Origin of the sequence: Helicobacter suis HS1 (genome assembly GCF_026000295.1) — a bacterium.
GTDB classification, from domain to species: Bacteria; Campylobacterota; Campylobacteria; order Campylobacterales; family Helicobacteraceae; genus Helicobacter; species Helicobacter suis.
Genome location: NZ_AP026769.1, coordinates 1,316,581 through 1,343,012, shown reverse-complemented (window position 1 = coordinate 1,343,012; position 26,432 = coordinate 1,316,581). Strand labels below are relative to the sequence as shown.

The 26,432-nt window shown below is 39.7% G+C and carries 23 protein-coding genes and 2 pseudogenes; 19 read left to right on the top strand and 6 right to left on the bottom strand.

The features are described from left to right. The first annotated feature begins 67 nt into the window (after nucleotides 1-67). The gene (locus OO773_RS07340) at nucleotides 68-1,747 is read left to right on the top strand and encodes a methyl-accepting chemotaxis protein (protein ID WP_006564073.1); all 1,680 of its coding nucleotides are present in this window, start codon (nucleotides 68-70) and stop codon (nucleotides 1,745-1,747) included. A 52-nt stretch (nucleotides 1,748-1,799) separates the two neighbouring features. Here the strand turns inward: OO773_RS07340 and selA are convergent, their stop codons facing one another. Then, entirely contained in the window at nucleotides 1,800-3,104 is a 1,305-nt protein-coding gene (gene selA, locus OO773_RS07335) for an L-seryl-tRNA(Sec) selenium transferase (RefSeq protein WP_073115586.1), read from the bottom strand. A 70-nt stretch (nucleotides 3,105-3,174) separates the two neighbouring features. On the opposite strand from selA, the gene speA reads away from it, so the two are divergent. From speA to OO773_RS07310, 6 genes and pseudogenes are all read left to right on the top strand, one after another. After that, on the top strand, nucleotides 3,175-5,049 hold the full coding sequence (gene speA / locus OO773_RS07330; RefSeq protein WP_006564075.1) for an arginine decarboxylase: 1,875 nt from the start codon (nucleotides 3,175-3,177) through the stop codon (nucleotides 5,047-5,049). 69 nt (nucleotides 5,050-5,118) lie between these two features. Beyond that, a complete protein-coding gene (locus OO773_RS07325) occupies nucleotides 5,119-5,271 on the top strand; it encodes a hypothetical protein (RefSeq protein ID WP_167531092.1) in 153 nt (50 codons plus the stop codon). A gap of 2 nt (nucleotides 5,272-5,273) precedes the next feature. Then, nucleotides 5,274-6,173, top strand: coding sequence for a carbon-nitrogen hydrolase (locus OO773_RS07320; protein WP_006564076.1), 900 nt, complete (start codon nucleotides 5,274-5,276; stop codon nucleotides 6,171-6,173). Between the two features lie 118 nt (nucleotides 6,174-6,291). Then, nucleotides 6,292-6,468: pseudogene (locus OO773_RS10100) on the top strand (hypothetical protein); the annotation flags it as partial. Beyond that, nucleotides 6,460-7,554, top strand: a complete 1,095-nt coding sequence (locus tag OO773_RS07315; protein WP_406600086.1) for a Na+/H+ antiporter NhaC family protein — start codon at nucleotides 6,460-6,462, stop codon at nucleotides 7,552-7,554. The pseudogene OO773_RS10100 and the gene OO773_RS07315, both read left to right, overlap by 9 nt. Further along, a complete protein-coding gene (locus OO773_RS07310) occupies nucleotides 7,548-8,885 on the top strand; it encodes an MATE family efflux transporter (protein WP_006564078.1) in 1,338 nt (445 codons plus the stop codon). The genes OO773_RS07315 and OO773_RS07310 overlap by 7 nt, the downstream gene beginning before the upstream one ends. On the opposite strand, the gene gmd is transcribed toward OO773_RS07310, so the two are convergent. Next, a complete protein-coding gene (gene gmd / locus OO773_RS07305) occupies nucleotides 8,878-9,984 on the bottom strand; it encodes a GDP-mannose 4,6-dehydratase (protein WP_178137335.1) in 1,107 nt (368 codons plus the stop codon). The genes OO773_RS07310 and gmd overlap by 8 nt on opposite strands. A gap of 6 nt (nucleotides 9,985-9,990) precedes the next feature. Continuing rightward, nucleotides 9,991-11,382 (bottom strand): mannose-1-phosphate guanylyltransferase/mannose-6-phosphate isomerase, encoded by a 1,392-nt coding sequence (locus OO773_RS07300; RefSeq protein WP_233424248.1) that lies wholly within the window; start codon nucleotides 11,380-11,382, stop codon nucleotides 9,991-9,993. A 134-nt stretch (nucleotides 11,383-11,516) separates the two neighbouring features. Here OO773_RS07300 and murJ point away from each other — a divergent pair, with 134 nt between their 5' ends. Together murJ and cysS are read left to right on the top strand one after the other, a co-directional pair. Next, entirely contained in the window at nucleotides 11,517-12,971 is a 1,455-nt protein-coding gene (gene murJ, locus OO773_RS07295) for a murein biosynthesis integral membrane protein MurJ (RefSeq protein ID WP_034375399.1), read from the top strand. Nucleotides 12,972-12,997: 26 nt separating this feature from the next. After that, nucleotides 12,998-14,413 carry a cysteine--tRNA ligase gene (gene cysS, locus OO773_RS07290; RefSeq protein WP_176485206.1) on the top strand — a complete coding sequence of 472 codons (1,416 nt, stop codon included), beginning with the start codon at nucleotides 12,998-13,000 and terminating at the stop codon, nucleotides 14,411-14,413. Here the strand turns inward: cysS and OO773_RS07285 are convergent, their stop codons facing one another. Then, a complete protein-coding gene (locus OO773_RS07285; RefSeq protein WP_141556968.1) occupies nucleotides 14,414-15,490 on the bottom strand; it encodes a hypothetical protein in 1,077 nt (358 codons plus the stop codon). A gap of 79 nt (nucleotides 15,491-15,569) precedes the next feature. Between OO773_RS07285 and OO773_RS07280 the strand changes: the two genes are divergently transcribed. The 4 genes from OO773_RS07280 (at nucleotide 15,570) to OO773_RS07265 (ending at nucleotide 18,497) form a co-directional block, all read left to right on the top strand. Further along, nucleotides 15,570-16,829, top strand: coding sequence for an outer membrane family protein (locus OO773_RS07280; RefSeq protein ID WP_233711678.1), 1,260 nt, complete (start codon nucleotides 15,570-15,572; stop codon nucleotides 16,827-16,829). Then, nucleotides 16,829-17,524: an ATP-binding cassette domain-containing protein gene (locus OO773_RS07275; RefSeq protein ID WP_006564084.1), complete on the top strand. Its 696-nt coding sequence runs from the start codon at nucleotides 16,829-16,831 to the stop codon at nucleotides 17,522-17,524. The genes OO773_RS07280 and OO773_RS07275 overlap by 1 nt, the downstream gene beginning before the upstream one ends. Further along, nucleotides 17,508-18,158, top strand: coding sequence for a hypothetical protein (locus OO773_RS07270; RefSeq protein ID WP_264828510.1), 651 nt, complete (start codon nucleotides 17,508-17,510; stop codon nucleotides 18,156-18,158). The genes OO773_RS07275 and OO773_RS07270 overlap by 17 nt, the downstream gene beginning before the upstream one ends. Before the next feature lie 120 nt (nucleotides 18,159-18,278). Continuing rightward, on the top strand, nucleotides 18,279-18,497 hold the full coding sequence (locus tag OO773_RS07265) for a hypothetical protein (RefSeq protein ID WP_406600077.1): 219 nt from the start codon (nucleotides 18,279-18,281) through the stop codon (nucleotides 18,495-18,497). Nucleotides 18,498-18,598: 101 nt separating this feature from the next. Here OO773_RS07265 and OO773_RS07260 read toward each other — a convergent pair whose 3' ends face one another. Together OO773_RS07260 and OO773_RS07255 are read right to left on the bottom strand one after the other, a co-directional pair. Further along, the gene (locus OO773_RS07260; RefSeq protein WP_034375407.1) at nucleotides 18,599-19,519 is read right to left on the bottom strand and encodes a Gfo/Idh/MocA family protein; all 921 of its coding nucleotides are present in this window, start codon (nucleotides 19,517-19,519) and stop codon (nucleotides 18,599-18,601) included. Then, on the bottom strand, nucleotides 19,504-19,971 hold the full coding sequence (locus OO773_RS07255; RefSeq protein WP_034375409.1) for an acyltransferase: 468 nt from the start codon (nucleotides 19,969-19,971) through the stop codon (nucleotides 19,504-19,506). The genes OO773_RS07260 and OO773_RS07255 overlap by 16 nt, the downstream gene beginning before the upstream one ends. Nucleotides 19,972-20,105: 134 nt before the next feature. Here OO773_RS07255 and OO773_RS07250 point away from each other — a divergent pair, with 134 nt between their 5' ends. The 6 genes and pseudogenes from OO773_RS07250 (at nucleotide 20,106) to copP (ending at nucleotide 26,430) form a co-directional block, all read left to right on the top strand. Further along, a complete protein-coding gene (locus OO773_RS07250) occupies nucleotides 20,106-20,480 on the top strand; it encodes a chemotaxis response regulator CheY (protein ID WP_034375411.1) in 375 nt (124 codons plus the stop codon). Nucleotides 20,481-20,500: 20 nt separating this feature from the next. Next, complete coding sequence (prmA, locus tag OO773_RS07245) at nucleotides 20,501-21,394, top strand: 50S ribosomal protein L11 methyltransferase (RefSeq protein ID WP_006564087.1); 894 nt, start codon at nucleotides 20,501-20,503, stop codon at nucleotides 21,392-21,394. A gap of 20 nt (nucleotides 21,395-21,414) precedes the next feature. After that, entirely contained in the window at nucleotides 21,415-23,325 is a 1,911-nt protein-coding gene (ftsH, locus tag OO773_RS07240) for an ATP-dependent zinc metalloprotease FtsH (RefSeq protein ID WP_034375414.1), read from the top strand. A gap of 4 nt (nucleotides 23,326-23,329) precedes the next feature. Next, nucleotides 23,330-24,039: pseudogene (pssA, locus tag OO773_RS07235) on the top strand (CDP-diacylglycerol--serine O-phosphatidyltransferase). Next, nucleotides 24,036-26,240, top strand: a complete 2,205-nt coding sequence (locus OO773_RS07230) for a heavy metal translocating P-type ATPase (RefSeq protein ID WP_040499121.1) — start codon at nucleotides 24,036-24,038, stop codon at nucleotides 26,238-26,240. The pseudogene pssA and the gene OO773_RS07230 overlap by 4 nt, the downstream one beginning before the upstream one ends. Continuing rightward, complete coding sequence (gene copP / locus OO773_RS07225; RefSeq protein WP_034375952.1) at nucleotides 26,227-26,430, top strand: copper-binding metallochaperone CopP; 204 nt, start codon at nucleotides 26,227-26,229, stop codon at nucleotides 26,428-26,430. Before OO773_RS07230 ends, copP begins: the two co-directional genes overlap by 14 nt. Nucleotides 26,431-26,432 lie beyond the last annotated feature (2 nt).

Here is a 26,432-nt window from a genome sequence, read left to right as displayed (position 1 = left end):
TGTAAAAATGCCACACGACCTTTATTTTGTCAGTTTAGCTATGATTTTTAGGATTTAGGATTCTTCTATGCGTGTTAGTATTAAAATTCTGCTCAATATCTTTCTCTCTTTGATCGTGGTAGGCGTGGTTGTTGTTTTTCTCACCAATTTCAAACAACATGATTTAATTAAAGATTTAATCAAAACTACAGAGGAAAATGGGACTAAAAAGAAAGAGGAAACTTTGCGTTATATGCTAAAACTTATTGAACATGGGATTCACCGCTATTATCGTATCCAACCCTCTAAAGAACAAGCCCTACTCTACTCTTTAGATTATCTTAAGGCCATTAATAACGATCGCGCAATTATTTATATGGTGGCTGTAGATAAAGAAGGTAAAGTACTCTTTGATCCAGTTAATCCTAACACTGTTGGCAAAAGCGGGCTAGATTTAAAAAGTGTAGATGGGGTTTATTATGTGCGCGGGTATTTGGAGGCGGCTCAAAAAGGGGGCGGTTTTACCCGTTATAAAATGCCTAAATTTGAAGGGGGAGTTCCTGAGTCTAAAGTGGCCTATAGTGAGTATGATCCGGTGAGTGATATGGTGTTAGTTACCACTTCTTATTATAGCGATATGCTAAAAGATTTAGATAGCGTAGAGAGAGAGGCTAAAAAAGATGTTTTAGAGAGTTCAAAGATTTTAGTACTCTGGATTAGCGGGACAATGGTGTTTATGATTTTATTCTCTGGCTTTTCGATTAATTTAACTGTGATTCGGCGCATTAAAGAGGTGGTGGATCAAATTTATAATTTTGGGCAGGGGGATAGAGATTTAACAAAGCGTTTGTGTGCGGGCAGAGGGCAAGATGAGCTAAGTAAAATGAGTGTCGGGTTAAATACCTTTATAGAACATATCCAAAAGATCATGTTATCTATCAAGGATAATAGCACGCATAACCGGTCTTTATCAGACAAATTACAGCAATTTATTTCAAATAGTAGTACCCATATTAAAAGCAATGCAGATACAATCCATGCACTATACCAGCAATCTAGTAATTTGACTTCCTCAGTACAACATTCCATAGAGGCGGCTAAAGAAGTGGGCGATAAATTAGCCCAAACCCAAACTTCTATTGAAGAATCTAACACCTCTTTAAGTGCCATGTTAGAGCAAATCTTAGAGGCAGCTAAGACTGAAGAAGAACTAGCTAGCAAAGTAGAACAACTCAGTAAAAACGCTGATAGTGTTAAAAGCATTTTGCATATCATTAATGATATTGCCGATCAAACTAATTTATTAGCCCTGAATGCTGCTATTGAGGCCGCACGCGCGGGCGAACATGGTAGAGGTTTTGCTGTGGTGGCTGATGAGGTAAGAAATTTAGCAGCACGAACGCAAAAAAGCTTAGCTGAAATTAATTCAACAATTGGGGTAATTGTTCAAGAAATTAATGATGTGAGTAACCAGATGAATTTAAATTCTAAAAAGATTGAGGAGTTAAGCACGGGTAGTTTAGAAGTTCAAGAGCGCTTTAAGGCCATGAGTGCTGATGTGGGTCTTGTGGTGCAAAATACCCATACTTTCATCGCCGATTATGCTAAAACTGGCCAAACAATCCACTCTATGGTCTCTTCACTCACTCAGGTAGAAAATGTAACCCATAAAATCTTAAATGAAACAACTGAAGTTGGTAATCTAGCTGATTCGCTAAACACTTCTACATTAGAATTAGACACACAGATTAACCAATTTAAAACTTAGTGATTAGCTTAGCTTAGGCTTGTAGGCTTTTAGCGCTAGTGTGGGTGTTTTGTTAGTTTAAAACAACCCTATCAAGTGTTTTACCAATCACTCTAGCCAAATGAGGAATATCTTGATCAAAAAGAGCATAAACATCTAAGATCACTCCGTTATGATGTAATATCCCCGCTACCCCTTGCAAATGAAGCGCCTTATATAAACTTTCTACGCTACAAGATTTTAGGGCTAATTGTACCCCAAAACTTTCTATTTCTTGGTGCTCCACCCCTCCACCTATTAAAGCTTTTGTAGGAATGATCACACATTTAAGAGGCTTAAGAGGAGTTAGGGCATGGAAAAGCTTGAGCGCTTTATTGAGTAGTGTATCTTTATCTTGTTCTAAAAACTCTTGGGTAGGGGTTTTCTGGCCACAAATAAGCCCTTGTAAACTTTTTACTAGTAAAAATAACTGGGTTTTATCCACTCTAAAGGCGCGATAAAGTGGGTGGGCACGCAGGGCTTGTATGTATTCTTGATGGCCTAGCACAATGCCACCTTGTACACTCCCTAGTAATTTATCCGCGCTAAAACTTAGTAAATGTGCACTTCTAAGCGCTTTTTGTACTTCCCCTATACTTTGCATGCTCCCTAAATCTTCATAAAAAATCACATCTCTTTCTTGCGCTAATTTAAACAAATCTTTAGAAGATGCAGAAGCCACAAAGCCATTCATAGAAAAATTACTCCGGTGGATACGCGTAATCAGTGTACTAGAAGTACTTAACGCGTGTTTATAATCGCTTAAATAAGTTTTATTAGTGCTACCCACTAATTTAAGGTTAGTAACACTCTCTAAGAGTTCATGCGCTCTAAATCCCCCCCCAATTTCTACAAGTTCTCCAAAGGAAAGCAAAGTTTGGTTGCTTTTAGGGGCAAAAACACTAGCAATTAGCACTAGGGCACTCGCATTATTATTAAGCACTAAGGCATCTTGAGCTTGGAAGATCACTTTAAGCAATTCTTGAACTTGGCTACAACGATTAGCCCGCTTGCCTGTGTGTAAATCAACTTCTAAATTAACATACCCGCTTAAAAGGGATAATTCTTTAAGGGCTTTTAAATCTAGCACAGCGCGCCCTAGATTGGTGGAGAGTAAAACACCTGTAGCGTTGTAAATGGGTTTAAGCGGTGGGGACATTAAGGCATTGTAGCGTTCTAATAATAACTCTACCCACTGGTTAAAATGGGTGAAAGCAAAGGGTTCTTGGTGGTGTTTGGCTAGTAGATTTGTCGCTAGGGATTTAAGAATATCTCTAGGATAGGGAGCTAGAGAGGGGGCGTTTAAAAGGCGATGCATAGCGGGGGGTTTATTTTGCATGGGAGGCATTCTAACACAAAGAGGTTATTTTTAGTTATACTTTAACCTCATCTGGATTTAAGGCGCGTACATGCAAACTTATGGATTGAGTTATTGGGGTAAAGAGGATTTCATCATTGAGGATGGAATGGTAAAGGTCAATGTGGGGAGTAAACCTAGTCTAATGGAAATGGTTTTAGACATGCGCGAACAAGGGTTTAAAGGCCCTTTATTACTGCGCTTCCCCCATTTGATTGAAAAGCAGGTTAAAAAGCTCTTTAACATGTTTTCTAGTGCCATTGAACAGTACCATTATAGCGGTGCGTTTAGAGCGGTCTTTCCTTTAAAGGTTAATCACATGCCTTATTTTGTACTCCCCTTAGTAGAAATTTCTAAACATTTTGAGGGGCATTATGGGTTAGAAGCAGGGAGCAAGGCAGAATTGATCTTAGCTATGAGTTATATCCACGAGGGCGCGCCTATTACGGTTAATGGGTTTAAAGATAAGGAAATGATCGAACTAGGTTTTATTGCTGCTAGCATGGGAGCTGATATTACACTCACCATTGAAGGGCTTAGCGAGCTTAAAAGCATTTTAGAAGTTGCGCTTGAGAATAATACCACCGGTGAGAACACTAGACTTTGCCCTAAAATTGGGATTAGGGTGCGCTTGCACAGTTCTGGGGTGGGGGTTTGGGCTAAGAGTACGGGTATCCATGCTAAATTTGGGCTAGCTAGCACCGAACTTTTAGAGGCCATGCATTTATTAGAAGCCCATGGCCTTTTAGAACAACTTAGCATGATTCATTTCCACATTGGTAGCCAAATTAGCGATATTACTCCCTTAAAAAAAGCGCTTAAAGAGGCGGGTAATATCTATGCAGAATTACGCAAAATGGGGGCGTTTAATTTAAATAGCATTAATATTGGCGGGGGGTTAGCTATTGAATATTCCCAGCACAAACACCGATGTGGGCGCAATTACACTTTAGAGGAATTTGCCGGAGATGTGGTGTTTTTGCTTAAAGAGATTGTGAAAAATAAAAAGGAATTAGAACCCAATATTTTTATTGAATCGGGTCGTTTTATTAGCGCAAGCCATGCCGTACTAGTTGCCCCCGTTTTGGAATTATTCTCTCAAGATTATGATGAAAGTATTTTGCGCTTAAAAGAGAGTAACCCGCCTTTAGTAGCCGAAATGGAAGATCTCTACCATAACATCAACACCAAAAACGCCATTGAATACTTGCATGACAGTTTAGATCATATGGAGTCTCTTTTTACTCTTTTTGATCTAGGCTATATTGACTTACAAGATCGAAGCAATGCTGAGGTTTTAGGGCATTTAATTATCAAAAAAGCCATTGGGTTTTTGCGCCACAAAGATCATAACGATATAATCCGTATCCAAGAACAGGTACAAGAACGCTACTTGCTTAATTGCTCTTTTTTCCAAAGTTTACCGGATTATTGGGGACTGGGGCATAATTTTCCGGTTATGCCTTTACATAAACTAGATGAAGAGCCTACAAGAAGCGCGAGTTTATGGGATATTACATGCGATAGCGATGGAGAAATTAGTTTTGATAAGGATAAACCTTTATTTTTGCACGATATCAATGTCCGCCAAGAGGATTATTTTTTAGGTTTCTTTTTAGTAGGGGCTTATCAAGAGGTCTTAGGCATGCACCATAATCTTTTCACCCACCCTACAGAGTGTTGTGTGCACATACACGCACAAAATGCACCAGAGAGCTTTTCTATTACTAATATCTTAGAAGCCCAGACAATCCTAGATGCCCTAGAGGATTTAGACTATGACACTAAGGAAATGGAGCGCATTTTAAAACAAAAGATTGAGGATAGCGCCTTATTAGATTCTGAGAGTAAAAAAGAAGTGTTAGGGCGCTTATATGTTATGCTAAGTGAAAATGGTTATTTAAAAACTCTAGCCATGCAAAAGTAAAAGTATTTAGCATAATCAAAACTTTAAGATTTTGTTATAATTTGATTTTATCAAAGTGAGGAGTACTAAATGGAAGATTTAAATCAAGAGGATTTTGATCAAGAAGAATGGGATGATGAAGATATGGATATTTTAGATATTTTAGATGAAAGCCAACCCAAATACGAGGGGGGGTATGATGATGATGACTATGTGAGTGCGGATAGCGAATATGAAGAGTGAGCATGGCAATAGAGAAGATCCATGTAGCTATTTTGCAACACAGCTATCAAGGCACGCGTACAGCCACTTTAGAGCGCACGGATTACTTACTCAAACAAGCTAAGGCACAATACCCTAAACTTAATCTAGTGGTGTTGCCCGAATTACACCCCTATCCTTATTTTTGCCAGCATGAAGACTCGCAGTATTTTGCATGGGCGGATTTTTTTACAGACGATGTGGCGTTTTTTGCTAATCTAGCTAAGCGTTATGGGGTGGTGCTAGTGAGTTCTTTATTTGAAAAACGCATGGAGGGGGTTTATCACAATACAGCCGTTGTATTTGAAAAAGATGGTAGGGTTTTAGGCAAACAGCGCAAAATGCATATTCCAGACGATCCGCGTTTTTATGAAAAATTTTATTTCACGCCCGGGGACGCTACTAAAGGGTTTGAGCCTATTATGAGCAGTGTAGGCAATTTAGGGGTACTTATTTGCTGGGATCAATGGTATCCGGAGGCAGCACGAATCATGGCCTTAAAAAAGGCAGATGTTTTAATTTATCCTAGTGCTATTGGGTGGTTTAACGATACAAGTGAGAGTATAGAGGAAAAGCAATTACAAAAACAGGCTTGGCAAGGCGTGCAAAAAGGGCATAGTATCAGCAATGTGATACCCGTCATTACTTCTAACCGTGTGGGCTTAGAAAAAGACCTTTATACAGAAGGGTTATATTTTTTTGGTTCTAGTTTTATTTATGGGGCTTTTGGGCAAGAATTAGCAAGTGCAGGGCAGGAGGAGGCAATTATCTATGCTTGTATTGATTTAAAAGAGAGCGCTAAAATACGCCAGATGTGGCCTTTTTTTAGGGATCGACGCATAGATGCCTATGCGGATATTCTTAAGCGAGTGGGTGATGTTTAACCTACTTTTTTGTTTTCACCACACCCACGGTCTCTAAAAGAGACCATTATAGACCTTCCAACCAAAAACACATAAAAATAACAAGGAATATTATGCTACTAACAAATGCGGCTGTGGTGTTATGCCTTTACATAAACTAGATGAAGAGCCTACAAGAAGCGCGAGTTTATGGGATATTACATGCGATAGCGATGGAGAAATTAGTTTTGATAAGGATAAACCTTTATTTTTGCACGATATCAATGTCATGCAGGGTAATTTAGAAACGGCCTTAAGTTATGTCCTCTTGGGGGCTTTAGCAGTTATGATCTCAAGTGGCAATCTTATTAAAATCTTACTACATAAGATCATAGGCTTTATGGATCTAAAGGCCTCTGTTTTTTGCTTTTTAATTGCCTTTATTTCTTGTTTTTCTCAAAATTTAATCCCTGTTCATATCGCCTTTATCCCGATTTTAATCCCGCCTTTATTGCATTTAATGAATCGCTTACAAATAGATAGGCGCGCGGTGGCCTGTGCGCTTACCTTTGGGTTAGAAGCGCCTTATATGACTATTCCTGCCGGGTTTGGATTAATTTTCCAACAACTCATTGTAGATAATCTGGAGAAAAATAAAATCCACACCCATTTAAACGAAGTGGTGGCTGTGATGTCTATTGCGGGTTTGGCTATGGTTGTTGGTTTGGTAATAGCCGTTGTTATACTCTATAGAAAACCGCGCATTTATCAAGAGCGTATAGAATTGCCAACAGAAAGTGATTTACAATTAAGTAGTAAAGACTACTTAGCTCTCTTAGGGCTTGTTTTAGCCTTTGTCGTCCAGATTGTTACCGGGTCTTTACCACTAGGGGCTTTTATCGGGCTTATGGTGATGTTAGTTGGAGGGGTGGTTAAATGGAAAGAGATGGATGCAGTGATTGATACGGGTGTAAAAATGATGGCTTTTGTGGCCTTTGTGATGCTCATTGCAGCAGGTTTTGGAGAAGTACTCCAAAAAACCCATGCCATCAGTGATTTAGTGCACATGGCAAATAGCGCCATTTCTAGCAAGCTAGAGGGAGCAATTGTGATGCTAGCCATTGGTTTATTTATCACACTAGGGATTGGAACTTCCTTTGGTACTTTGCCTATCATCGCTACCTTTTATTGTCCCTTATGTGTGGCGCTTGGTTTTGATACAAAGGCAACAATTCTATTAATAGGTATCGCTGCAGCTTTAGGCGATGCGGGCTCGCCTGCTTCTGATAGCACCATAGGCCCTACAACAGGGTTAAATGCAGATGGCCAACACAACCATATCTATGATACCTGTATCCCTACCTTTTTAGTCTATAACATTCCCCTTATTCTTTTTGGGGTTGTAGGAGCGTTGTTATTATAAAAGCAGCACGATGGTGGAGATTTAGGCGCATTTTAAGACTCGCCCTACCCTCTGGAATCAATAATTTTTTAGAGATCTTTGTTTTGGCGGTGTCTGTAGTCTTCATGGGTAAACTCTCTGATAACCACATTGTGGCTATGGGTGTGGGGTTGCAGTATATGATGCTCTTTTATGCCCTTAATTCTGTTTTTTACATTGGTACTAATGCCACCCTAAGCCGTCTAGTGGGGGCAAAAGAGATGGAAATGGTATCTATTGGTTATTCTAGTATTCTAATTGGGGCATGTTTACTTTGCTTTTTAGCAGGTTGGATAGGCTTTTTAGGCATCACCCCTTTTTTAAAGTGGATGGGGCTAAAGGGGAGTGCTAATATTTTAGCTACTCATTATCTACAAATTCTTATTTTGGCCATGCCAGCCATTTTTATTAAAAATGCTATGGTTGCAGCCCTTGCTAGTTTATCAGATACGCTAACGCCCTTCATTCTAAAAATCCTTATGAGTATTTTTTGTCTTTTTCTTAACCAAGCGTTGATCTTTGGAGATTATGGCTTTATGCGCTTAGATATTAGGGGGGCGGCTTTAGCTAGTCTAACTACAGCCTTTTTAGAATTAGGGCTTCTTTTTGTAATCATCGCTTTAAAAAAGAGTCCGCTACACTTTCGCTTAAGTTTTAATTGGGGGCTTTTTAAGCGGGCATGGCAGGTGGGTTGGCCCTCTGGTTTTGAAAGACTTTTAACACTCTTTTCTATGACTTTAGTGTCTAAATTTGTGGCTAGTTATGGCAATGAAGTTTTAGCCGGTATGCAAGTGGGTTTGCGCATTGAAACTTTTGCTTACATGCCCGGTCTTGGTTTTACCATTGCTTGCATGGTCTTAGTAGGGCAACATTTAGGGGCTAATCAGATCAAACGGGCAGAAGAATATGTCTACATGATTTTAAAAGTAGCAGGGTTTTTATTAGGGATTTTAGGCATAGTGATGATGGTCTTTGCCAAATCTTTAGCCCTTATTTTTACAAGTAATTTAGCTGTAGTACAAGTGGCTTCTTGGTATTTAGTTACTGTAGGCATTTCACAAGTACCTCTTATCTGTTTATTTGTATTAGACGGGGTGTTTAGAGGGGCTGGCATGGCTAAAGTATCGCTTTATATTAATACCTGTAGTTTATGGATTTTGCGTATTTTGCCTATGTTTTTGCTTTGGAGATTGGGGCTTTCTGTGCGCTATTTTTTTATGGTAATTTGTTTAGAAACCTTTGCCCGAGCGTTCTTTTTCTACTGGGCTTATAGCAAGGGATTTTGGAAAAAACCCGGGCGCTTTGCTAATTAGTGTTTTTAACTAGCGCTTCTTTTTTAGCTAAGGCTAAATCGGCCTTTAGCATGTCTGTAATCAAATCATCTACACTAAAAGTACGCCTCCAACCTAGCTCTCTTTCAATTTTACTTGGATCTCCTAAGAGTAAATCCACTTCTGTAGGGCGAAAATAACGCGAATCCACTCTAACAACGACTTGATCCTTTGATAAAGGCATGGAGGGGATATTTAAAAAACTAGATTGTAAACCCACCACCACCCCCTGTTCCTCTAAACCTTGCCCTTTAAATTCTAACAACACTCCCACCTTTTCAAAACAACGCTTTGTAAAATCTCTAATACTCAAAGTCTGCCCACTAGCCACCACAAAATCTACCGGTTGTTTATGCCCTAAGATTAAATGCATGGCTTTTACATAATCTAGAGCATGCCCATAATCGCGCTTAGCATCTAAATTACCCAGATACAAACAATCTTGCAACCCAAAGAGCATGCGAGAAATGGCCATCGTGATCTTACGGGTTACAAAAGTTTCACCGCGTACAGGGCTTTCATGGTTAAATAAAATCCCATTAACCGCAAAAAAACCATAAGCTTCGCGGTAATTTTTGGTGATGTAATATGCATAAAGTTTAGCCACCGCATAAGGGCTTCTTGGGTTAAAGGGTGTGTTTTCATTTTGCGGGGTTTCTAAAACCTCTCCATAAAGCTCAGAAGTGCTAGCCTGATAAAAGCGGGTATCTTTAAGCCCTAAAAGACGCATGGCCTCTAAAATACGCAATGTACCTAAAGCATCTACATTAGCCGTATATTCCGGCATTTCAAAGGAAACTTGTACATGGCTTTGGGCCGCTAGATTATAAATTTCTGTAGGCCTGATTTTGGCAAGTAGACTTGTGATGTTGCTAGAGTCTGTTAAATCCCCATAATGCAAGAAAAAATGCGTGTGGCTACTGTGCACATCTTCATAAATGAGATCAATTCTAGCCGTATTAAAAGAAGAGCTACGCCGTTTGATTCCATGTACTTCATAACCTAAATCTAAAAGATGGCGCGCTAGATAACTCCCATCTTGCCCGGTAATACCGGTGATTAAAGCAATTTTTTGCATGATCTCCCTTTAAATGCGTTTATAATCATCTTCAAGCCGCTCAATATCTGATTCATCTAAACAAGTCCCGCATTGTACTTCTAAGATTTTTAAAGGATTGTCCGTATCATTGCCTAAACGGTGAATCTGCCCTTGTTTAATAAATACGCTTTCATTAGTCAAAACCTTAAAAGAACGGCTATCAATAATCACACTAGCCACACCCTCCACCACTACCCAGTGTTCGCTACGGTATTTATGGCGCTGTAAGCTTAGGCGTTTATGGGGGGTGATTTCTAAAAGTTTAACTTTAAAAAAAGGGCGTTCTAAAAGCACCTCAAAGCTACCCCATGGGCGGTATTCTAAAGGATAGGTTTTTAATAAATCTGCATTTTTCTTTCCCACCTCCTCTACTAAATCCTTTAGAGAATCTAAATGATCTTTAGAGGCTACCAATAATGCATCTTTTGTATCAGCTATCACGCAGTTTGTAAGCCCTAGCAAACAGACTAATTTATCCGGTGTACTGTAAATGTAATTAGAGCTAGAGTTTTTAGCTAAAAGCGTGCTATTGTGGCAAGTATTGCCCTGCATGTCAGAGGGTGGGAGGCTAGCTTGCAAACTAGTAAAATGCCCAACATCTTGCCAATTAGCTCTCAAGGGCACTAAATACAAATTAGTACATCTCTGCCATAACAGCGTATCCACGCTACCCTCTTGCAAATCTTGCATGTTAGTACATCTAATGATCAAGGGTAAGCATCTAGCCTCATTATAAACTTTCTCACATGCTTTTAACATACTAGGTACATATTTAGCGCATTCTTTTAAAAAAACAGATGCCTTAAAGACAAATATCCCACTATTGATATAAAAATCTCCGTGTGCGCGCGCCATACATTGGTTTATCTCTAAACGGCTAGGTTTTTCAATAAATCCTAGTACTTTGGCTACCCCATTTGTAACTTCTGAGCATTCTATAAACCCATATTGGCTACTAGGCTCTTTAGCCACACCAAAAAAAACAATTTGATTTTCTTGTGCTTGCTTGAGAGCTAGATTTAAAGCCTGATGAAAGGCCTCTGTATCCATGAGATGATCGGTTGGACTTACTACTAAGACCTCATCTAAATCGCAGGCTAAAGCCGCCAATATCAAAGAATTCATGGTATTTTTACTAGCACTCTCTAGTAAAAAATGTGTGCGATTTTCTAAATTAGCCTGTGTGATTTCCTCTAAACTATGAAAATAATGCGCTTCATTACACACCACTAAAAAACGCGCCTCTTGATTTTTTAAACGCGCAAGGGTTAAGGCAAAGAGGCTTTGACCGGCATAGAGTTTTAAAAATTGTTTAGGGAAATGCTCCCGACTTAAAGGCCATAGCCTCCTACCACTCCCCCCACTTAAAATCACATGCACCACAAAACGCCCTTAATCAAACAATTTTAGCTAGGGATACTAATACAAAACCCCTTAAAGTAGCCCAACCTTAATAGGTATATTTAGGTATAATTTAATTTTAGTTCTAACACCTGCGGTATAAAAGGGGTTTTTTGCTCAAAAGGTTTTTTTTGACCACTAGTTCAGGCATTTTATGTTCTCGTTTAGCCGGATTTATACGCGATCTATTAAGCGCATCTGTACTGGGTAGTGGGCTTTATAGCGATATTTTCTTTGTGGCTTTTAAATTCCCCAATCTCTTTAGGCGCATTTTTGCCGAAGGGGCTTTTAGCCAAAGTTTTTTACCCGCTTTTATTTCAAGCCGTTATAAGGGTGCATTTGCTGCAGGTATTTTAGGTTTTTTTAGTCTCTTGCTCCTAGTTTTAGTCTTATTAGTGGATCATTTCCGCTTTTTTTGCACTAAATTACTTGCCTATGGCTTTAGCCCACATACTGTTGAACTCGCTAAAGACATTGTGGCCATTAATTTTTACTACCTTCTTTTAGTATTTTGGGCGACATTTTTAAGCACTCTCTTGCAGTACAAAAACCATTTTTGGGTGAGTGCCTACCACACAGTTTTATTAAATCTAGCCATGATTATTGCTTTGTATTTTCATAGAGATCAACATACGCTAGAAATTGTGCATACTTTAAGCTATGCGGTCTTATGTGGTGGAATCGCTCAAGTTGCTTTGCACTTTTATCCGCTTTATCATCTAGGGTTTTTTAAACTCTTTTGTGTGGGGGTTTATACCCTCTTTAAACGGCCACTTAATCCCAAACAAATGCGCAGACAAAAGATTATCAAACAAGAAAGAGCGCATTTTTTTAAACAATTTATCCCCGGTGTGCTAGGCAACTCAGCTAGCCAAATTTCAGCCTTTATAGATACATTTCTAGCTTCCTTTTTAGCCACAGGCAGTATCTCCTATCTTTATTATGCTAACCGCATCTTTCAATTACCCCTTGCACTTTTTGCTATCGCTATTTCTACCGCTCTTTTCCCCACGATTGCCAAAGCCATTAAAGAGGGCAATACTCATTTAGCCATGCAACACATGCAACAGGCTTTTACTTTTTTAACTTACATGCTTTTGGCTTGTACTTTAGGTGGGATTATGCTAGCCAAACCCATTTTATCTTTACTATTTGAAAGAGGGCATTTTAATTCTATAGATGTTATGCACAGCGCTGCAGTTTTTAGGGCATATCTAATTGGGCTATTGCCCTTTGGGCTAGCTAAAATTTTTAGTCTCTGGCTTTATAGCCATAAAGAACAAATCAAGGCGGCTAAAATTGCGCTCTATTCGCTTGTTTTTGGTACAACTTGTTCTTTACTTTTAATGCCCTATTTACAAGCTAGCGCTCTAGCTCTCTCTAGCTCTTTAGCCGGATTTTTACTCTGTGGCCTTCAAATTAGAGCCTTTGGTTTTAAGCGTTTTTTAGGCATGATTATTTTTAAAGATGTCTTATATTTAGTTCTACTGCTAGCTTTAGAAGCCTTAGTGTTAGCCTTATTTTTATGGGCTTTAAAGAGCTTTAAAATCTGGCATTTATTAATCTAGCATAAGAGGTTTAAATGCACCCACCCATTTATTTATTTGATAGCCACCACAAACAAAAGCGCCCCTTTGTCCCCTTAAAAGCCCCTAAGGTTAAAATTTATATCTGTGGCCCTACTGTCTATGACTATTCGCATCTAGGGCATGCAAGAAGTGCGATTGTTTTTGATTTACTAACACGCATGCTTACCTTGAGCGGGTATTCTGTAGAAATAGTTAAGAATTTCACTGATATAGATGATAAAATCATTTCTAAAGCCCTGCAAGAGGGCGTAAACATTACAGATTTAAGCCGTCGTTTTATTGCTAGCTATTTAGAAGAGATGCAAGCTTTAGGCGTACTACGACCCACCAGTGAGCCTAAAGCCAGCGAACACTTAGAAGCTATAGAGGACATGATTAAACGCCTACTAGAAAAAGGATATGCCTACCAAACAAAAGAGGGTAGCATTTATTTAGACACAAGGCTAGATAGCGCTTATGGATCGTTAAGCGCGCATTCTTTAGAGGCAGAAAATGTAAGCCGCATAGAGGATAATTTAGAAAAACACCACCCGCAAGATTTTGCCCTCTGGAAAACTTATAAAGGAGAGGGGGATTTGGGCTATTTAAGCGCTTTTGGCAAGGGTAGACCCGGCTGGCATATTGAATGCTCGGCAATGATTGCCAACACCTTAGCCTATTTAGATGAGCCCTACCAAATTGACATTCACGGGGGAGGCTCTGATCTTTTCTTCCCTCATCATGAAAACGAAGCCTGCCAAACCCGCTGTGCTTTTAATCAAGAGTTAGCGCAGTTTTGGATTCATAATGGCTTTGTCAATATTTCAGGTCAGAAAATGAGCAAGAGTTTAGGCAATAGTTTTTATATCAAGGACGCTTTAAAAGTTTATGATGGTGAGGTACTGCGTAATTATCTTTTAGGGGTGCACTATAGCGCTATTTTACACTTTAATGAAGAAGATCTAAACAGCCAAAAAAAGCGCCTAGATAAACTCTATCGTCTCAAAAAGAGGACTTTAGAGATTAGTCCTGAAAAAAGTAAATCTAATCAAAACTTCCAACATGCTCTTTTGCAGGCTATGCAAGACGATCTTAATATTTCTAAGGCGTTGAGTATTTTAGAGGAGTATTTGCAAGAAAGTAACCAAAGCCTAGATAATGCCTCTAGCAAAACAAACAAAAAGAAGTGCGCGCAAGAGATTTTAGAAAATCTCACCTTTATCGATCAACTCTTAGGCTTAGGGGGCAAAGATCCCACTCTTTATTTTCAGCTAGGGGTAGATACAGCGTTAAAAGACAAAATCACAACCCAGATTTTAAGACGGCAAAAGGCTAAAGAAGCTAAAGATTTTGCCCTTGCTGATTCTATCCGTAAGGATTTAGCCCAACAAGGCATTTCTTTAATGGATACGCCAAGTGGTACGATTTGGGAGAAAATGTAGCTAATGTTGGCAATAGCCTTTCTCTTGGCATCTGATGAATAGTTCTTGTTGGAAATGAGGGCTTAATGAGAGAAGGGTAATGGGGTGGGTGTAGTTTGGATCGTCTCTACTTTGTTTGTAAATAGGCTCTAAGCGCAGAAAAATCTCAGCATGGGTTGTGGGGTCTAGCTGGAAAAATTTTTTGATGTAGTTTTCTAAATAAAAAGTCCCGTCGACTATTTTAAAGGTTAGGCTAGTGTGGTGGCTATTACTACCCTCTTTTTTGAATTCTAAGGTGAGCCAAGGGGCATGGGGGTTAAATTGGGCACTCCCTGCCCCTTGCATGCAAAAATTACCCAAAATTCTTTGATACTGCAAAATTTTCAAGCATTGCATGGTGGCATCACTTGTATAAACAAGGTGGTAAGTCTGCCCGTCTACTCGCATTTCTTGGACTTTTTGTGTTGCTGTTCTTACTGGAGCTTTTTGTGTTACTTGCGCTGTGGGGGCTGGGGAGGGTTGTTGCGTACTTTCTTTTTGACTAAGTTGTTCTAAGAGAGTGTTATTAATCGCCTCCATTGAGTAGGTGGTACTGCTTTTTGGTAGGTTGTAATAAGGGATAATTTGCTCTGATCCCACCTCTTTTTTAGCATAGCGCGCTAGGTAAAATGTGCCTTTGATATTTGTAAAGGTGAGATATACACCACTTTCTTTAGCCGGAGCTGTAGGGGTAGCAGGGCTAGATTTTAAGAAATCAAGGTGTAAATCTCCTTGATTAACCTGCATATGCGCCTGAGCAAACCCTTTTAAACAAAACCCTTTGTATAAAGTAGATCCTAACAACACTCCCAAACACATGGCTTTTCTCTCTCTTTGCTTGATTTTTTGTACTCCATATGCATACAAGAAAGTATAGGTTGTATTGTTCACAGAAATACTCTGTCTATAAGCTTTATCGTGGTTATTTTTAGGATAAGTTGTATAAGTAGCGCCTGCTGTTTTAGGCTTTTCTAAAAAAGCGCGTACCCATTGTTTGAGGGTATCCATAGGTTCTGCTTGCAACACTACTAAGGCTAGAAACAAAAATAACCAGGGCATCATCTTCTCGCTTGTTTTTGGATAATTATAGCAATGTGATCTCAAAAAACCAACTCCTCTCACCACTCTTTTAGATATAATGGGGGATATATTTATATATTCTGGGGTGGTTTGTTTGCGCCGTTATATTTTGAGCGTTTCTTTTTGGATTATCCCCTTGCTAGCCACAGAAATCACGCTTAAGCCCTTTGGGTATTTAGGTCTGATTTATAATCAGGGTGTGCAACACTCCCCGCATAGTTATGTGGGTTTTGATGCACGGGTGGGAACGGATTTTTCCTTTAATAACGGGTGGTCTTTTGGAATTGGAGCGATTGGGGCGTGGAATGTGTGGAATCGCAATAAAAAATTCCAGCCTATTTTAAGTATTGGAAATGTTTTAGGTAGCGTAAACATGCAAAGCAGTACACGCCCTTATTTAAGCATGGGGGATATTTCAGATGCCTATGTTAGATACGACACCAAGCGGCTTAAATTTGCTCTAGGGCGTTTTAATACCAACTTTGTAGATTTTGATTGGATTCAGGGCAATATACAGGGGGCTAGTTTATTCATTCACCGCAATGATTTTAAGTATTGGGGTGTTTTTATGGATTCAATGCTCTATAATGGCTATCAAGGCAATGATTTACAAGGCCCTCGTATTGCTACTGGCATTAATGCCTTAGCCTCTTATGATCCTGTGTCTAAGAAAATGTATGTGGGTGGAGAAGTGGTAGCTCTTGGAATGGGCTATGAACACAAGAGTTTTAAAATTTCTCCTTTTTTCCTAGCCGATTCTAAACTACCCATGACAAACACCGCACTCATTCAAGTAGGGTTTAAATTCCAGTACTACACCAAATTACCCAAAGGTTTTCAATCCCATACCATTGTGCATGGCATTTACCAGCATGGCAATACCGATGCAACTAGATATAATGATCAAGCAGGGCTTTTTATGATCGATCAAACTTTTTTATACAAGATTTTAAATTTTGGCTTGGGTTTTTATGCTGTACCGGCTCCCAATCAGAAAGGCTTTTTTTGGTCTTTTAATGATAAAACTAAATTCTATGGACGGGGCATTAACTCTATTGGCGTACCGGCTATTTATTTTGCTAACGCCACTATGACAGGTTACTTATTTGGAGGGTTAAAAACTAAGCGCGTAAGAATGGATGCAATGGTGGCCTTTGGAGACTATCAAGAATATTCGCTCATGACTAATTATAAAATTTGGCAATCTAAACAAATGGCTTTAGATGCGGGTATTGGGTATGTGTATTCTTATTCCTCTAAAGTCAAAAGCAATATTGGCAATTCCTCTTTAGTGCTTTTTACAAAGTTTTCTTATTAATGATAGAAGTTAGTCATTTAAGTAAGTTTTATGGTGCGCAAAAGGTTTTAGACGATTTAAGTTTTACTTTATACCCCGGTCAGGTTGTGGGTTTACTAGGGCAAAATGGGGCGGGTAAAACAACTTTGCTTAAAATTCTAACAGGTTTGGTTAAAAACTATATAGGAGATGTGCGCGTTTGTGGCCATGCATTAGGGATAGAAACTAAAAAAATCACCGCTTATAACCCCGATCACAGCATGTACCCACCAAACGCCCATGCCATGCAACTCATAGGGTTTTATCAGGATTTTTTTAAAGACTTTGATAGAAATAAAGCCTTAGAGTTGCTGCAAGCCTTTAAAATTCCTTTAAAAAACCCCCTCAAATCTCTATCAAAAGGTACACAAGAAAAACTCCAACTCATTCTAACGCTATCTCGTAATGCCCAAGTGTTTGTTTTTGATGAACCTTTAGGCGGGGTGGATTTGTTGGCGCGTTTAGAAATTTTAAATCTCATTCTACAGCAGTGTAACAAACAGGCTACGCTTTTACTCTCCACCCATTTACTCTTAGATGTGCAAGGCCACTTAGACATGGCCATGTTTATCCAAAGTGGCCATATTATCGCTTTAGAAAAGGTAGAAATTTTGCAAGAAAAACATGGCAGTTTAAAACAAGCCTATCAGGATTTACTCAATGCTCAAGGTTTTTAAACACGACTTTTTAGAAAACTATCTATCCATTATAGGGACTTTGCTTTTTTTGATCTTAGGCTGGATACTAGGGCAGCAAAGGCTGACCATTGGGATTTTTTTCTTGCCTATGGGGGGGCTAATTCTTATCGTTCTTTTATTTATAGCCACCATGCGCTCCACCCAGCAAAAGCTCTTTGGTCCTGAAGGGTATTTAACTTTTAGTTTGCCCGTTGGTATAGACGCGCTTTTATGCGCCAAGATTGCGATTAATTTAATCTGGATACTTCTAAGTTTAGGGGTTTTCGTTTTACTATTTTGCCAGTTTTCATGGACAGATTTCCCCGAAAGTTGGGCCTTTATGCTTAAAAAAGCGGGGCTATTTAGCCTTTTTTATCTTTTACTCTACCTTAAACTCTTATTAGTACTCACCCTCCTACATATGGGCAAGTTTAAACGCTTTAAAAAAATCGCCGGGCTTGTTTTATTTATAGCAGTAGAATCATTCTTACAATTACCCTCAATTTTGCTAGAAAAATTCCAATCTGAGGGGGGGACTTTTCCTTATTCCTCTTATTTTGAATCGCACCAAACAATATGGTTTTTCACAGGAGAGGGAGTTAAAATACTTTTTCTTTATGGGTTGATTCGTTGATCAAGCAGGGCTTTTTATGATCGATCAAACTTTTTTATACAAGATTTTAAATTTTGGCTTGGGTTTTTATGCTGTTTTGCTATAGCGCATGCCCAAAGTGGTTATTGCAGTTCTAATTGTATGGGAAGACCCGGTGAGCGCTTAGCCCCTATGGAATTTCATTTTGATTTTGTACACTCTGTTGATCACTTTCTAAAATACCCTAAGGCGCGTTTACGCACCCTCATGCACTGCCATGAAGCTTTCATATCAAGAGCTAGAGTCAACACAATCACCTCCTCTTTTTATAAAAATTGTGAAAATGCGCTGCAGGCACAAAGGGTTGCAGAAACCCAATAGAGGGTTTCAAGTTTAAAGGTGTAAAACCTTAACTAGCCTGTGGCTGGTAGCTCCCCTCTTTAAAGCTAGCCCTCATTCCGGCGCTTATCGTGTTGGTGGTTTCACGGCGCTAGTGTTAATCTCTCTAAAAACCCTAAAACATCTAAAACAACGCGTTTTTGATCAAAACAGGGGGTGGTATTTAAAATACTTTGATAAAAACTTTCTATACATTTAAAAAGCGCACTAAAGGCTGGGAGTGTGGGGTGGTGGGTTTTTACTTGTTTAGATTCTAAACTTGTGGGGGTGATACTCAAAGGCTTGAGGGCGTTATCATTGTAGTACAAAGTATTTTGCGTGCCAATAAAGAGCATGTCGCGTACTTTAAAAGGGGAGAGCCAAGAGATATTTAAGGATGCCATGATCTCTACTATGTTGAAATGTAAATTGGCTGTACTTAAAGTGGGGTGGTTTGGATGGGGGGCTTTGAGTAAAGAGAGATGCGAACTTGTACTTAAAGCATGAGGATAGAGAAAGGATAAAATGCTTAAAGCATGCCAAGCCAGATCATAAAGCGCACAAGTATCTTTACGGCAAATCCCTAAGAGCCACCTAGAGGCAATGCTTAAAACCTGCCCTAATTGTTGCAGGTTATTTTTAATCCAAAGAATGCTTGGCGTGTATAAAAAGGTCAGATCGCAGTGTAAAATTTTATGGCGCTCTTTGGCTAGCATATAAAGTTCTTTAGCCTCTTGCAGAGTAGAACTCATGGGTTTTTCTACAAATACATGTTTATTAGCTAAAAGAGCTTGTTTAGTAAGGGTGTAGTGGGTAGATAGGGGAGTGATGATAAAAATAGCCTGAATCTCTGTATCATTTAATAAATCCTCTATTTGTGTGCTCACTAAAATATTACAAAAATCTTGTCGTGCCTGTGCTAGGCGCAGGGGTATTAAATCACACACGCTTTTAAGCACAAACCTCCCCAAGTTATGCGCCACTTTCTGCCCCCAATAGCCATAGCCAACTAACCCAACTTGCATGGCAAATCCCGTAAAAAACGGGCTGGATTGCCCGCATAAATCCCGCTTTTATCAATATCTTTACTCACCACACTACCCGCCCCAATCACCACATGCGCACAAATGTGTACGGGTAAAATCGTGGCATTAGAGCCAATGCTAACATGATTACCAATACTGGTTTCTTTCCACAAACTTGAATCAGCGCTAGGATACCCATTAGAAAAAAGATCGTTAATAAACACCACGCCATGCCCGATAAAACAAAATGCGCCAATACGCACAAGCGAACAAATAAAAGAATGGCTTTGGATACGAGTATGCGCACCCACCACTACGCCACTTTGGATTTCACAAAAAGGCCCCACAAACACGCCCTCCTCTAAAGTGCACCCATATAAATTACAAGGGGCATAGACCACCACACTCTCATGGGCGCACACATTAGTAATTGAATTTTCTATCACACGCATGCTTTTCCTTAGCTGTGCTAATGCTAGCATTATCCCATCAAATTTTGGTGATCTTTTAAGATAGAGGCCATATAAATATGCTAAAATGGGCGCGTGATTTTCTGATAGTCATGAGGGCCAATCAAGGAGAGATATTGAAAATATTAATTGTAGATGATAGCTCCACAATGCGAAGAATCATCAGGAATACCCTCCAGCGTTTAGGTTATGAGGATATTTTGGAGGCTGAGCATGGGGTGGAAGCTTGGGGGAAATTGGATAGTAATGATACTACTGGGGTGCTTATCACCGATTGGAACATGCCAGAGATGAATGGGTTAGATTTAGTTAAAAAGGTGCGCTCTGATGGGCGTTTTAAGGACTTGCCTATCATTATGATCACCACAGAAGGGGGTAAAGCAGAGGTTATTACCGCTTTGAAAGCAGGGGTAAATAATTACATCGTCAAGCCCTTTACCCCTCAAGTTCTCAAAGAAAAATTAGAGGTTGTTTTAGGTACCAATGACTAAAGCACTATTAGGTAAGGCAAATGGATTCATATTTTAAAACCCTTGTCCTACCTACCGGCTACCCTGAATTATTCGCCGATTTTTTATTAGATTTCACACAAGAGGCCATTGAGGAAAGCTCTGCTACTCATTTATCCGATTTGCCCTACCAGTATTTTGGTAATAAAACCCATTCTCTCCCCACTCAAGCCTACATTGTTTATTCTAGCCAAGAACCCAGCGCCCTACTTAAAAATCTTAAAGAGTTTTGCCATTCTTTAAATGATCGGGGTGTATGTGTGGGGGTTTATCACCACACCAGCATACACAAAAACCAAGATTGGATCAAAAATTACCAACAAAGCATTAAACCCACCACTTGCGCTAAATTTTACATCACGCCTAGCTGGATCGCGCCAGTAAACTTACCGGATTTGTATACTTTAATTCTTGATCCAAGTTTAGCCTTTGGCACGGGTCATCATGAAAGTACGCGCATGCTTTTAAAAAGTTTGAGTCGGCTTGATGCAACGGATAAATTAGCCTTAGATGTGGGTTGTGGGAGTGGGATTTTAGCTTTGGCTTTGTCTAAGTTAGGTGCGAGGGTGCATGCGTGTGATACTGATTTATTTGCTCTGCAAGAAACAAAGAAAAATTTTGAGAAAAATTGTGCTAATTTAGAAAGGCTGTGGTTAGGTTCTTTGCAAGAGAGTACAGAATATTATGACTATATCGTTATTAATATCGTGGCTAGTGTTATTATTGAACTTTATCCCCAAGTATTAAAAGCCAGCCATGCTAAAACAGAACTTTTTTTATCGGGTATTTTAGAAGAATATGCAGAGCGTGTAATTGAGGTTTATACTTCTGCTTTTAGACTTTTAGAGCGCACCCAAGAAAATGAATGGGTGTGTTTGCATTTATGTAAATCTTAGCGCTTGATTTAAGGAAATACATGGAAAATAATAGCCGGGGGCCAGGCGATCCTAAAAGACCACTTTTACAAAATCCTTTGGTTTTAATTGTGGTTTTTATCGTCATCGCTATTGTGGCGGTACGCGTGATGAATTCAGATGAGAGCTTTGGTGATCGCTTTTTATCCACCAGCACCAAAAATATCAGTTACCACGAAATGAAGGAATTGATTGAAAAAAAAGAGGTGGATAGTGTGAGTATTGGGCAAACACTCATTAAAGCCACCAGCAAAGAGGGTAATAATAAGATCATCTACATTGCTAAGCGCGTGCCTGATCTCTCTTTAGTACCACTCCTAGATAGCCAAAAAATCAATTACTCTGGTTTTAGCGAATCTAATTTTTTTACAGATATTTTAGGGTGGCTCTTGCCAGTTTTAGTAATTTTAGGCTTGTGGATGTTTATGGCATCTCGCATGCAAAAGAACATGGGTGGGGGTATTTTTGGCATGGGTAGTTCTAAAAAACTCATTAATGCCGAAAAACCTAAGGTGCGTTTTAATGACATGGCCGGTAATGAGGAAGCTAAAGAGGAAGTGGTTGAGATTGTAGACTTTTTAAAATATCCCGATCGTTACGCGTCTTTGGGGGCTAAAATCCCTAAAGGAGTTTTGTTAGTAGGACCTCCGGGAACGGGTAAAACCCTACTTGCTAAAGCAGTGGCCGGTGAGGCTAGTGTGCCTTTCTTTTCTATGGGGGGGAGTAGCTTTATAGAGATGTTTGTAGGGCTAGGGGCAAGTCGCGTGCGCGATCTCTTTGAAATTGCTAAAAAAGAAGCGCCTAGCATCATTTTTATTGATGAGATTGATGCCATTGGCAAGAGTCGCGCGGCTGGAGGCGTGATTAGCGGGAATGATGAGCGCGAACAGACCTTAAACCAACTTTTAGCCGAGATGGATGGTTTTGGATCAGAAAATGCACCAGTGATTGTACTAGCCGCTACTAATCGCCCCGAAATTTTAGATCCGGCTCTTTTAAGACCCGGGCGCTTTGATCGCCAAGTTTTGGTAGATAAACCAGATTTTAACGGGCGGGTGGAGATTTTAAAAGTACACATTAAGCCAGTTAAGCTAGCCAATGATGTGGATTTGCAAGAAATTGCCAAACTCACAGCCGGATTAGCCGGAGCGGATCTAGCTAATATTATTAATGAGGCTGCCTTGCTAGCTGGCCGCAATAACCAAAAAGAGGTCAAACAGCAACATTTAAAAGAGGCCGTAGAAAGGGGCATTGCCGGGTTAGAGAAAAAGAGCCGCCGCATCTCACCTAAGGAAAAGAAAATTGTGGCCTACCATGAGAGCGGGCATGCGGTGATTTCAGAGATGACTAAGGGCTCTGCGCGGGTGAATAAAGTCTCTATTATCCCAAGGGGCATGGCAGCTCTTGGTTATACGCTTAACACGCCTGAGGAGAACAAGTATTTGATGCAAAAGCACGAGCTCATCGCTGAAATTGATGTACTCTTAGGCGGGCGGGCGGCTGAAGATGTTTTTTTACAAGAGATCTCTACTGGGGCTAGCAATGATCTAGAGCGCGCCACAGACATCATCAAGGGCATGGTGAGTTATTATGGCATGAGCGATGTGAGCGGGTTGATGGTGCTAGAAAAACAGCGCAATTCCTTTTTAGGCGGGGGCTTTGGCAATGGGCGCGAGTTTAGCGAAAAGATGGCCGAAGAGATGGATAACTTCATTAAAAATCTCTTAGAAGAACGCTATGCCCATGTCAAACAAACCTTGAATGATTATAAAGATGCCATTGAGGTGATGGTGGGCGAATTGTTTGAAAAAGAGGTTATTACCGGTGAGCGGGTGCGCGAAATTATTAGCGAGTATGAGGTGGCTAATAGTCTTGAGAGTCGTCTAGTGCCCTTAGAAGAGCACGCAAGTTAGGCAAATGCCCATCAAGCCTTTATATCTCTTCCCCAATCTTTTTACGGCGGGTAGTATTTTTTTAGGCATGATGGGAGTGTTTTATGCCTCTAAGGGGAGTTTTGTAACCGCATGTTGGTTAGTGGTGGTGTGTTTGGTGCTAGACGGACTAGATGGACGCGTGGCAAGATTAACTAACACCACGAGTAAATTTGGCTTAGAATTTGATTCTTTAGCAGATGTGGTGGCTTTTGGAGCAGCCCCTAGTGTTATCTCTTATTTTTATACGGGCTATACTTATGGGCGCATGGGTATGGCTGCTTGTGCTTTGTTTGTGATCTTTGGGGCTATTCGCCTAGCCCGCTTTAATGTAACCACCCAAACCACCGATCCCTATTCTTTCATCGGTATTCCTATCCCTTCAGCAGCGGTATTAGTGGTATTAGCTATTTTGCTTGATTTTAAATATAACCTGTTTAAAACCCAATACGGGTATTTAATGCTTGTTTATATCGTGTTTTTAGGCGTGATGATGGTGAGTAATATCCGCTACCCTAACTTTAAAAAAGTCAAGTGGAATTTAAAACTCTTTGTTTTGCTGGTGTTTTTCTTATTAGTTCTTTTTGTGCGTCCGCTAGAGATGCTGAGTGCTTCTATGCTTTGTTACTTGCTTTATGGGATTGTGCGTTGGATTTTTTAATGGCTAAAATCATATTCAGGTATACACAAAAATGACTACCAAACATTTTTATATTGAGGGCATGACTTGTAGCTCGTGCTCAAGTGGAATTGAACGCTCTTTAGGGCGCAAAAAGTATATTCAAAGTATTGCGGTGGATTTAATTAGTAAAAAGGCGGTAGTCAATTATGATGAGAGTCAAGCTAGCCTAGAGGATATTTTTAAACAAATTGAAAAACTAGGTTATCACCCGCAAAATGAGGCTCTCATTAACAAAGCCAGCGCTAAAACCTCCTTTTTAAATCCTGCTTTTCTCACACCTAATTACAGACTCATTTTAACCTTGTTAGCCAGTTTAGGGGTACTTAGTCTTTCTATGTTTGCTAAACTTCTGCACTTACCCCCAGCCTTACAAAACCCTTTTAATAATGGCTTGATTCAGTTGTGCTTTACTTTAATTGCCATGCACATGGGACGGGATTTTTATTTACAGGGTTTTAAAGCCCTTTTTGCACGCCAACCTAATATGGATAGCCTAGTGGCTCTTGGTACTGCTAGTGCATGGCTTTATAGCCTATTTTTACTCTTTAAGGCCTATTTACACATACCCATAGAGGGTTTTTATTTTGAGGGCGTGTGTGTGATTTTATTTTTTGTCATGCTAGGCAAGCAAATAGAGGAGCGCTCTAAAAATAAGGCTTTAAAAGCTATGCAAACTTTAATTAGCCACCAAAGCAAGAGCGCGCTTAAACTAGATGGAGAACAAATTGTAGAAGTTTCTATAGAAAGTTTGCAAAAAGGAGATGTACTCCAGATTTTACCCGGGAGTTATATCCCAGTAGATGGGGTGCTTTCTAAGGGAGAGGCTGAAATTGATGAATCCATGTTAAGCGGTGAGAGCATGCCTGTATATAAAACAGAGGGCATGGAAGTCTTTGCAGGCACGCTTAATACCACCACGACATTTTTCATGCGCGCCACGCACACCCAAGAAAATAGCACCCTACATAAGATTTTAGAACTCATTAATAACGCTCAAGGTTCTAAAGCCCAAATTGCGCGCTTAGCAGACAAAGTAGCTGGGGTGTTTGTACCAATTGTTATTGCTATTGCGAGTTTAGCCTTTTTAGTGTGGCTTATTTTAGGGGATTTTAAACAGGCTTTAGAAGTATTTGTAGCCGTTTTGGTGATCTCTTGTCCATGTGCTTTAGGCTTAGCCACGCCTATGTCTATTTTAGTCGCCCAAAAAGAAGCGAGCTTACTAGGGTTATTTTTTAAAAACGCACAGGCTTTAGAAAAGGCGCGTTTGGTTAATTATGTGGTTTTTGATAAGACGGGTACACTTACTTTAGGCAAACCTATCGTTCAAGAGGTACGGGTTAAAGAAGGTGTAGATTTACAAAAAGTATTGAGTTTATGCGCGAGTTTAGAGTCTCATAGCGAACATGTATTAGCTCAAGGGATTGTAAGTTATGCTAAAGAGCAGGGCGTGATCTTAAAAGAGGTACAGGATGCGCAGGCTAAACCGGGTTTTGGGATTTGTGGCAAAATAGAGGGGCAAGTTTATAAGGCGGGTAATTTAGAATATTTCAATGTAGAAAATCCCTTTGAAAACCTAGCAGGGATACCGGTTTTTATTGGTACAGATTCAGAGATTCTAGGCGTGTTTATATTAGCTGATCGTCTAAAACCGGAGGTAAAAGAGGCCATTTTACAACTCAAAGATTTAAATATCACCCCCATGCTTTTAAGCGGAGATGCCTTGTTAAATGTCAAAGCCCTTGCTACAGAACTAGGCATAGAAAACTACAAAGCACAGGCTAAGCCAGAGGATAAATTAAAAGCCATAGATGCATTGAAAGCACAGGGGCAAATTGTGATGATGGTAGGCGATGGCATGAATGATGCGCCTAGTTTGGCCCGTAGCGATGTGGGGGTTGTGATGGCTAAGGGTAGCGATGCAAGTTTAGAAGTGGCCGATGTTGTGAGTTTTAATAATGATATTCAGTCAATAGTAGGTGCGATTAAACTGAGTATGCACACAATCACTAATATCCAACAAAATCTCTTTTGGGCCTTTTGCTATAATAGCGTGGCTATTCCCTTAGCCTGTGGGGTGGGTTATAAGTTAGGCATTATGTTTAATCCCATGCTAGCAAGTTTAGCCATGAGTTTAAGTAGTGTCAGCGTGGTACTTAACGCTCAAAGGCTTAGGGGTATTCATTTTAAAATTAGAGGATTACATGCAAGAGATTAGTCTGAAAGTTACAGGCATGACATGCCAACATTGCGTAGATAAAATAGAAAAATTTGTAGGAGAATTAGAGGGGGTTAATAAAATTGATGTGAGTTTAGAAAAACAACAAGTGGTGGTTGCTTTTGAGAATCCTGCAAATTTAGAGGCTATTAAAGAAGCTATTTTAGATGCGGGTTATGAGTTAGGCTAGAC